The sequence below is a fragment of the Bartonella sp. AD328YNZD genome (genome assembly GCF_042196425.1).
Genome location: NZ_JBHIQG010000072.1, coordinates 1 through 9,666, shown reverse-complemented (window position 1 = coordinate 9,666; position 9,666 = coordinate 1). Strand labels below are relative to the sequence as shown.

5 protein-coding genes are annotated in these 9,666 nt (G+C 36.5%); 2 read left to right on the top strand and 3 right to left on the bottom strand.

Features of this window, described 5'->3' with window-relative positions:
- A partial coding sequence (locus ACFIO3_RS05165) for an RsmB/NOP family class I SAM-dependent RNA methyltransferase (protein ID WP_375704166.1) occupies window positions 1-785 on the top strand: 785 nt, incomplete at its 5' end.
- Between the two features lie 64 nt (window positions 786-849).
- Window positions 850-2,595 carry a heparinase II/III family protein gene (locus ACFIO3_RS05160; RefSeq protein WP_375608463.1) on the top strand — a complete coding sequence of 582 codons (1,746 nt, stop codon included), beginning with the start codon at window positions 850-852 and terminating at the stop codon, window positions 2,593-2,595.
- 2,050 nt (window positions 2,596-4,645) lie between these two features.
- Here ACFIO3_RS05160 and ACFIO3_RS05155 read toward each other — a convergent pair.
- The 3 genes from ACFIO3_RS05155 to ACFIO3_RS05145 form a co-directional block, all read right to left on the bottom strand.
- Entirely contained in the window at window positions 4,646-4,798 is a 153-nt protein-coding gene (locus ACFIO3_RS05155) for a DUF1127 domain-containing protein (protein WP_375608464.1), read from the bottom strand.
- Between the two features lie 352 nt (window positions 4,799-5,150).
- Window positions 5,151-6,770, bottom strand: a complete 1,620-nt coding sequence (purH, locus tag ACFIO3_RS05150) for a bifunctional phosphoribosylaminoimidazolecarboxamide formyltransferase/IMP cyclohydrolase (protein WP_375704165.1) — start codon at window positions 6,768-6,770, stop codon at window positions 5,151-5,153.
- A gap of 2,384 nt (window positions 6,771-9,154) precedes the next feature.
- On the bottom strand, window positions 9,155-9,666 hold a 512-nt coding region (locus ACFIO3_RS05145), incomplete at its 5' end, for an SURF1 family protein (RefSeq protein WP_375704164.1).

Below are 9,666 nucleotides of genomic sequence, written 5' to 3'. Positions count from 1 at the left end.
TGAAATCTGATAGCGTTGGATGGGCTGAAAGACTTGGCGGTGTTGTGTTGCCTAATGGCTCTGTTCGATTGAATCGTCTGGAGTGTTCTGTTTCTGATTTACCAGGCTATTGTGAAGGAGCTTGGTGGGTTCAAGATTTTGCTGCAGCCTTGCCTGCTTGTTTACTTGGGAATATACGGGGTAAACGCGTTGCTGATCTTTGTGCAAGCCCTGGGGGGAAAACAGCACAATTGGCTTTGCAGGGGGCAGAAGTGACAGCAATTGAGCTTTCTGCTAACCGCGTCAAGCGTTTAAAAGAAAATATGGAACGGCTTGATTTTTTAGTTCAAACTTGGCAGGGTGATGTGAGAAATTTCCACCCCACACAGCTTTTTGATGCGGTTCTTCTTGATGCTCCTTGTTCTTCTACAGGAACAATCCGTCGTCATCCAGATATTTTATGGACGAAGTCGAGGAAGGATATCATCAAGTTAGCAGCGTTGCAATATGAGTTGCTTGTCGCTGCAATTGCCTTGGTAAAGGAGGGGGGACGTATTATTTTTTCCAATTGTTCCCTAGCAAGAGAAGAAGGTGAAGATCTCATTGAAAAAATTTTATCAACACGCAATGATATTGTTTTAGAACCTATTTATCCAGAGGAAATGGGAGCACTGGCACATTTGCTTTGTGAGGGGATGTTGCGTACAACGCCTGCGGATTTTTGTCATAAAAATTTCGATGCTGAGAAAACTGCATTTTTAGGAATGGATGGTTTTTTCGCTGCGCGCTTACGAAAAATTGCTTAATTAACGCTTCATTTACAAAAATGGTCGAAATTGTATTTGATTCAGCATAAATGGAGATAAGATTTTGGCGGTTGCAGTAAAAGCTCCTCAGGTAAAAATAGTGGCCTATGTCGATACTCTGCAGCACTTTATGCGGCGTTTATGGGTTGGGCCATTGTTTCGCTGGCGATTTTCAGGATTCCGCCCTCATAAAATTTTAGCACATCCTATTGATTTGCATGTGGCTGACCCAATGATGGCCCATGAATTTTATCATGGTCGTTTTGCTTTTGCTCGTCATGTGGTTCATTCTGGTGCTGTTTCGCCATTTTCATTGGCTCCTCCAACGCTTGAATGGGAAACGGCTCTACATAATTTTCATTGGTTGCGCCATATGGAGGCAGCAGAAAGTAATTTAGCTTCTGCACATGCACGCTCTCTTTTAGAAGATTGGCTTGATCATGCTGGTAAGAAGGTAAAAGGGCTTGCTTGGAGTAGTCCTGTTGTGGCACGGCGCTTGATTTCGTGGATTTGTCATTCAAAAATGTTGTTAGAGGGAGCAAGTGAGCGGTTTGAAAAACGCTTTTTACGTGCGCTTGGTTTGCAATTTCGTTATTTGCGCGTAACAATTTGCAGTATGGAATATGATGATCAACGTTTACAAGCAGCGACAGCTTTGACTTTCGCCTCTCTTGCTTTGCCTGTTTCTGTGGCAGTGAAAAAAAAGGTACAAACGATGCTTATAGAGGAGCTTTCACGTCAAATCCTAGTTGATGGTGGGCATATTTCCCGTAGTCCTGTTATTTTGCTGAATTTGTTATCGGATTTATTGTCGTTACGGCATCTTTTTATGCGTAGTAATGAAACAGCACCCCGTATTTTGATTGATTCTGTTGAGCGTATGTTGCCAGCTTTACGATTCTTTATCCATGAAGATCAAACATTGGCCCATTTTAATGGGGTTGGTCCTCTTGTGTCGGAACGATTATTATCACTTTTGGAGCTTGATGAAACAGGAGGGCATCCTTTTAGTTATGCCCGTTATTCAGGATTTCAGCGCTTAAAAGCCAATCAAACAACAGTGCTTGCAGATACAGGAAAGTTTCCACCTCGCTTTGTAGCACAGCAGGCTTGTTCGGGGTGTTTGTCTTTTGAAATGTCTTCACAAGGGCACCGTTTTATTATCAATACCGGTGTTAATCCTGATGGGCGGGAAGATTATCGATATTTAGGGCGTGTTACTGCAGCACATTCAACAGCTACACTTAATGATTGTTCGGTAGGCGTTTTTTATAAAAAAAAGAAAAGTGGAGCTTCCTTTTTGTTTGATGGACCAACGGATGTTCAAGTGCGCCGTATAGAGGATTCAGAGAAGACAGGTTTTATTGCGAGTCATAATGGTTATGTGCGTTCTTTTAATCTTATTCATGAGCGTGGTCTTATTTTGGCGACAAATGGAGATATGATCGAGGGGTTTGATCGCTTTTTTATGCCAAATAAAGGGGGAAAGAGACATAAGAGTGCGCAAAGCGAACAGAATCATGTTGCTGTTCGCTTTCATCTTCATCCACAAGTTGAAGTTAATTATGATGGCAAGCGTGTGTGTTTAGCCATAAAGAATGAGCACGTAAAGAACGAGCAAGTATGGTATTTTATTTCGCCTGATGCGGATATTTGTCTTGAAGATTCGATTGATTTTGCGGAATTAACAGGTCCACAACGGACGCAACAAATTGTTTTATATTTTCGCCCTGCATTGCAGGAAAAAGTTCGTTGGCGCTTTATCCGTAAAGCATTTGATAAAAAATCAGAACAATGTTCTGATCTGTAGTTCATATATTTTATCTTCATACCGCGAAACATCATCGCTTATTGTGGTAATATTTTCAAAATTTGAAGGCCATGTAAATTTTTATACATGAGGTACTTTTTAGAGTATGTAATGGGTATTTTTAGGCAAGGTTTGCCTATAGAATCTCATGAGGTGGTGCTAAGGGGATTGATTTCAGATAAACAGAATTTTTGATAGATCGGTATTGGTTAAGAATTTTTATCTTTTAAAAGTGTGGAGAGAAAGTCAAGCTGTTGCATGTCTTAGAAAGTTTTTGCATGTATTGTTGTGATCAATATTTATCTCTGAGAAAGCTGCATATTTAAGATAGTCAAATGTTTTCCTGCAAATGCACATTCTTGTTTTAAAGGAAATATCGTTCAATGTTTATTGTTCCCATTTTACGATGGAATCCGTATAGAATATAATGTAAAAATCTCCCGTAAATGGTGTAGGGTTATTGTGTCTCCCATTTTTACCGTTTCTTTTTATTTTGCTTTATGATTTTTCAAAGCATCTAGAATAACAGCTTTTAAAGAATGTGGATGATGCTTTATTTTTCACATTTTTAAAGAGATTAACATATTGATTTATACTAATTATTTTTTAAAACTTAAAATTCGAAAATTGTGAGATTCTTTCTTTGCAAATCTGTTTATAGTGAGGAAACTAAAAGTATAGGTTTGTACGTTATAAGAAGACTTGGCGTGTAAATAAAACCTATGGAAGAAAGGAATAAAATAGCTCTTCTGAATTGTTTTACGTGCTAAGGGCTGTCCCCGATACACCCACAAGCTGGCAAAGTGTGTGATGGTGCCGGCTTGTTTCTTCATAAGCATAAAGGAGATAATGCTCAGGAGATTTTATGATTCTTCATAAATGTTATCATGAGAGGGGGATCACAAGCATTGAGGGATGTTTCCTTAAAACAAAATCGTGTGAATGTGCAGCATATAATGTCGTTTTAATTTTGGATCTTTTATTTTGCCTGAGGGATACGATTTTATTAAAGAGCGAGAGAAAAAGGTGTGATCATGTGTAATCTCCATTCTTTAAAACTATTATTCTCAATGCTTTTGAAAATTGTAAAGCAAAGTAAAAAATGATAATAAAGATGAGGATGGGTTTTTATCTTTAAGATTTTCTCTTCTTGTCGAATTAGGTTGTTTCCCATTTTAGGAGTAAACCAAATCTATAGATTCATATTTTCTGTCACCATCTTGCATAAAAAAGCTGATATAGAAAAGCATTAAGCCATCTTAATCTTACATTATTACTGTGTTAAGATTGGGGATGTTGATTGATAAGCAACAGAAAACAGTACGGGCTTTAGAAGTATAACGATATCATAAAAGGTAAAACATACCAGTGCTGGATTGGAGAAATATTTCGGATTTTATCAGATATTTAAGCAAACAATGACAATTACACACTTAGCTTTACGAATGCCCCTCAAGCTTTGCTTTTGTTACAAGTATTCATACATGCTTTTTGCGTTATATTCATAAAAATCAAATTGATGGGGATCTATGATAATCTTTGTTTGAGCATAAAAACATTGACATGATACTCCACTAGAGTTTTGCATATACTCGCATGCACTTCCATCTTTACGCTTAATAAAAGCGCAAGCTGGTACTCTACTTTGTCTACGTTCAATGTTGTGCGATAGCCTTGTGCTCTTGAGAGTGTTTATAAAAGTTTTTTTATTTCTTTCTTGATTGTTTTTTTGCCTATACGCCAACCTCGCTTGTGATATGCAAGCGAATGATTTTTATTGATTGAACATGAAACAATTTGAAATGGAAAAAGCCTACAATATTAGAACTTCTCATTCAATGTGGAAAACAATAAACTCTTTTTATAAATCAAATGTAGTTCATTATAAAAGCATTGAGAACTCAAGAAATAACACATAGCAACGATATGTGGAAAAAATATAAATATTCTCTCTGCTTTTTGTTATTATACTAAAAATGAAGTCATAATAACCAACTGCTCAACGCTCATTTTCTTATACAACAAGCATTCTCTCAACTTCAAACAACTTTTAGAAAGATCTATACGAATAACGCCGTGCAATGGACTTAATATCACCTCGATAAATGCCAAGATCACTCAGCTCATCCGTTGAAAGACGGTTCAATGCGTTAACGGTTCGACGATAACGACGCCAATTATTATAAGAACGTAGAATATTCATGTCCTCTACTCAAACTTTATATTACACTTTTTAGTTTAAAGATAGAACATATTACTAAAAAGAGTTGTGCTATAATGTCATAACAGGTATGCATCTACACATAAAAGAAACCATTTTAACACTTGTCTCATATAAAAGGACAGACTATTAAAGTTACTAACGACTACGCTATTCTATCTCTAAAACAATGGCTCAATTATGTTTGTTCGTTGTGGTGATAAATTTATTCATTACGCGTAGATTCTTTGAATTAAATAATTGCTCTCATTGCAACAGTTATCAATCGACAGATGACGATTATGAAAAATTCCTTGAAATATTTATCTTATATGAAGGGAAATCTACAAAATGATTAATGTCGGAAATGTCGTGTTCCTGTAAAGACCATAGCTAAACCTTGCTCATCAGCAGCTGTGATAACTTCTGCATCACGCATGGAGCCTCCTGGTTGAATAATTGCTGTTGCACCTGCCTCAGCTGCTGCTAATAAACCATCGGCAAAAGGAAAAAATGCATCTGATGCAACCACTGATCCTTTTGTGAGAGTTTCTGTTAAGCTTGCTCTTAGCGCACTTTCTGCTGCTTTACTTGCAGCAATTTTTGCTGAATCAATGCGGCTCATTTGTCCGGCTCCAATTCCAACTGTTGCACTATTTTTCGCGTACACAATAGCATTCGATTTAACGTGCTTTGCTACACGAAAAGCAAATTGAAGATCACGCATTTCATCTTGAGTTGGGGTCCGCTTTGTCACTACTTGCAATTTAAGATCATCGACTACCACGTTATCACGTGATTGCACTAAAATGCCTCCCGCTAATGTTTTAGCAAGAAGTCCTCCACAACGTGGATCAGGAACTCCACCTGTAATAAGCAAACGAAGATTTTTTTTCTTGGCAATAATTTCACGTGCCGCCATTGTGGCATCAGGAGCAATAATCACTTCTGTAAAAATTTTAACAATCTCTTCTGCACATTCTTCATCAAGGGTCTGATTTAAAGCAACAATTCCACCAAATGCCGATACGTTATCACACATAAGAGCTTTCAAATAAGCTTCTTTCAAATTTTTGCCTTCTGCAACACCACAAGGATTGGCATGTTTAATAAGAGCAACAGCAGCAGTTTTTTGCGGATCAAATTCTGCCACAAGTTCAAAGGCTGCATCTGTATCATTCAGGTTGTTATAAGAGAGCGCTTTGCCTTGTAAAAGTCTTGCTGTTGCAATACCAAAACGCTTTTCATTATTGCGATAAAATGCTGCTTGTTGATGTGGATTTTCCCCATAGCGCATAACACTTTCAAGATGACCGGAAAAACTCTGCCATGATGGAATTTCAATTTTTAAATCCCGTGCAAACCACGCTGCTATTGCTGTATCATAAGCAGCGGTGTGTGCATAAGCGCGCATTGCTAGCTGACGACGTGTGGATAAGCCTAAACATCCGTTATGCTGTTTTAATTCGGCTAGAATCGAAACATAGTCGTTTATCGCTGTTACAACACCGGTATAAGCATAATTTTTTGCCGCTGCGCGAATCATCGCCGGTCCGCCGATATCAATATTTTCAAGAATTGTTTGATTGTCGGCGCCTGATTGGACTGTCTCTTCAAAAGGATAAAGATTCACCACTAAAAGATCAATTCCATGAATGTTGTTCTTTTCCATAGCATCTTTATGGCTAGGATCTTCTCTTACCCCTAACAAAGCACCATGAATCAAAGGGTGGAGTGTTTTAACACGCCCATCCATTATTTCAGGAAATCCGGTAACTTCAGCAACATCTTTTACGGGTAAACCAGCAGCTATGAGTGTTTGGGCTGTTCCTCCTGTTGAAATCAATTCAATATTATAATCCGCATGAAGGGCTTGTGCAAATGCAACAACACCTGTTTTATCAGATACAGAAAGAAGAACACGACGAATCTGATGAAGATCAGGTATGGGAAAATTTTTGGCAACAACACCCATTATAGAAGCCTTAAAAATGAAAGAGTTAAAATTTCAGAAAAATAAACTTATACATTTATAGCATAAGCCTTTAGAAAAATACACTGAAAGAATAAATTGCTTTGTTAAAATACACTAAGAATGATTCATCTTTTTTCTATTATTCTGTTATCTTGGAATGCTGTCATTGAAGATGTGGTAATAGAGGATATACACGTTTCATTGATACATTAAATGTTGTTTTAGTGCATGGTCAATATTCTTAGATAGGCCTTTTCTGTAGACTTTTTGTAATCGTATGAGTAGGAAGATCAAGCGTAAAGATGGAGGTGCTCAATGGATTTACCTTTATACCCTTCATGGGCGCTGCCGTGAAATGGGCTTGGGTGCTTTGAGAAATGTTTCTTGAAAAAAAGCTCGTGAATTAGCAAGTCAATGACGTTCTGTTTTACATGAGGAATACACACGGTAAGAATCCGGATTGTTTACAAACCAGATGGGGTTAAAAATCTTCATGCTTTGATATGGTGGGAGGAAGCCAAAAAGAAGCAGATCCTTGCTTACTATAAATTGATTTAAAATGGTAATTTAGTTTTCTATATTGAATGATGGCACTGAACACTATTAGATTTTCTCATTTTCTTCCCTTGCATTCAGAAACAAAAGCTTTTCTTATACATTCTCTAAATGCAAAAATAGAGTAAAAGTGAGAGCTGAGAAATAAGATAATATTTGCTTATACCTTGACTAAACCTAAAAATGAAGCACCGTGGAGGCTTATCCTTTATGAGCACCGTCAAAAGATGAAATTGAGAGCAAGACAAGATATCTTGTCAAAGAAAATACTTAAAAACACAATACTGTTTTAAAAGTTTATACGACGATAAGCACGCTTACCTTTATCCTCTCATATATATTTCTTGACATAGTTTTATACTTTCATAAGAAATGGTCTGTTATTTCAGCGAGGCAATTCCAATAGATGGGAATGAAAACTATGGAGATATGTTCTAAATTTAGAATGTTTGATGTCAGTTGGATGTAATTCATGTGCAAAAGGACTTTGATCAGAAAAAGAAAAGATAATAAATTTTTTCAATGAGTTTAGTGCTTTTGAAGTAATAAGCCGGTACCATCACACAATTTGCCAGTTCGTGGGTGTTGCTACAGGCTTTTGGCACTTGAGACGATTCATAAGAGCCATTTTTAGCCTTTCTTATACAAATTTTATCCACACGCTCATCCTGCTTATAATGTGCAACAGACATGGTTTTTGTTGATTCAAAATAAATAAATTTGAAATGAGAGAATCTTAAGATATTCGGGACTCTCATTCAACATACAAAACAATGAATTATTATTATAAATCAAAGTATTATTGATGATCAAGATACGAAAAACTTTGTTGTTTTGTCGGGTTTCTTCTTAATGTTTCCTCGCCAAAGATTGTCCATAGATTATTGTTAAGCTGATCTTTATGAATATGGTGCAAAGAAAAAAAGAGTATGTACGAGTGCTTACTAAAATAAATAAACGCAAAGCTAAGTATATTATTGTTATTGTTATTAATTATCTTAAAATCCAGCATATTTCTCCAATCCATTGCGGGTATATTGGTGAATTTATAGTATGTTATGTCTCATAAAGCTTTTGTTTCTTGTAACGCAACATCTCATCTTCATGAAGCAGCAGGTTTGAAATAAAAAACGCATCCATACGTTTTCTGCTCTATGATTTTGTATGTTCGATGCAGGCCAGAGGATTACGTATATAAATTTGAGTAATCTCTGGAACAGCAAACAATCAAATGAGGCAAAAATATAATAGGAATGAGCGCCCATCTTTCCTGTTATTTTTAAATTGTGCGTTAGTTTTTTCAAAAGCGTTTATAACAGTGTTTTTTTAGAATGGGGATAATGCATTGCTTCACATTTTTGTGCATTTCTTCTTTAATGAATCACTTCCTATTTTATGATGGTCTTTTGAAGAGTATCGTGTAAATTCTTCGTGAATAGGATAACAGATTCATTGTATGCCTATGATTTTTACTAAATAAAAGCGCAAGTCGGTATTCTTAATTCTTGATAAGTTCTCAATATTTTAACAACTCTTGGTCCTTGAGATGGAAGAGGTATTTATTTTCAATAATTTTATCCGTACGGTTATTTTTGCTTGTGGGGAGCCAAGAGAATGATTTTGATTGCTTCAGCATAAGAAGATTTGAAGTGAAAGAGTCTTACGATATCTGAAGTCTTTTTGGTTATAAAATGATAGGATTATCAAACTATTGTTTCTTGAAAAAACAGATTTTATGGTGTGTTTAATACAACAGCGTTAAGATATGCTCTATTATGAAGCATATTAATGAGACTATATTGGGGGATGGGTATTTTACTTTTAATTTTTTAGTTTTTTTGCCTTAGCAGAAAAAGAAAAGCTCCTAACATCCCAGCGGCTAAAATAAACCACGTGATTGCATAAACGAGATGATTGTTTCGAAAATGTACAATCGTAAGACCAGCAATGGGAAGGTTTGCTTGTGGGGTTGTTTTTTTTTCGGCATCAATGAAATAAGGGGCAACAGTGGACAAACCAAGTTTTTGTGCCATAGCGGGGAGATCGCGCGTATACCATAAATTTTTGTCAGGATTATTTTTGCGTGGAAAAAATCCATTTTTTTCACTCATGCGTAATAAACCTATGATCGTTGTTTGTTCTGTGTCCGTGGTAGAATGTTGCTGAGATGAGGCATTTGTATCCAATTGCTCTGAGTTTTGAAAATTGTTACGTTCATCCATGGGGATAAAACCACGGTTGATAAAGGTCAATGTATTGTCATCAGTGGTTTGTAAAGGAGTCAAAACCCAATATCCCGTAGTATTTTGAGCGGTAGCCGTGACCAAAATATTTTTATCTG

Coding starts and splice junctions, on each gene's coding strand:
- purH (WP_375704165.1), bottom strand. CDS start 6,770: ATGGGTGTTGTTGCCAAAAATTTTCCCATACCTGATCTTCATCAGATT.
- ACFIO3_RS05155 (WP_375608464.1), bottom strand. CDS start 4,798: ATGAATATTCTACGTTCTTATAATAATTGGCGTCGTTATCGTCGAACC.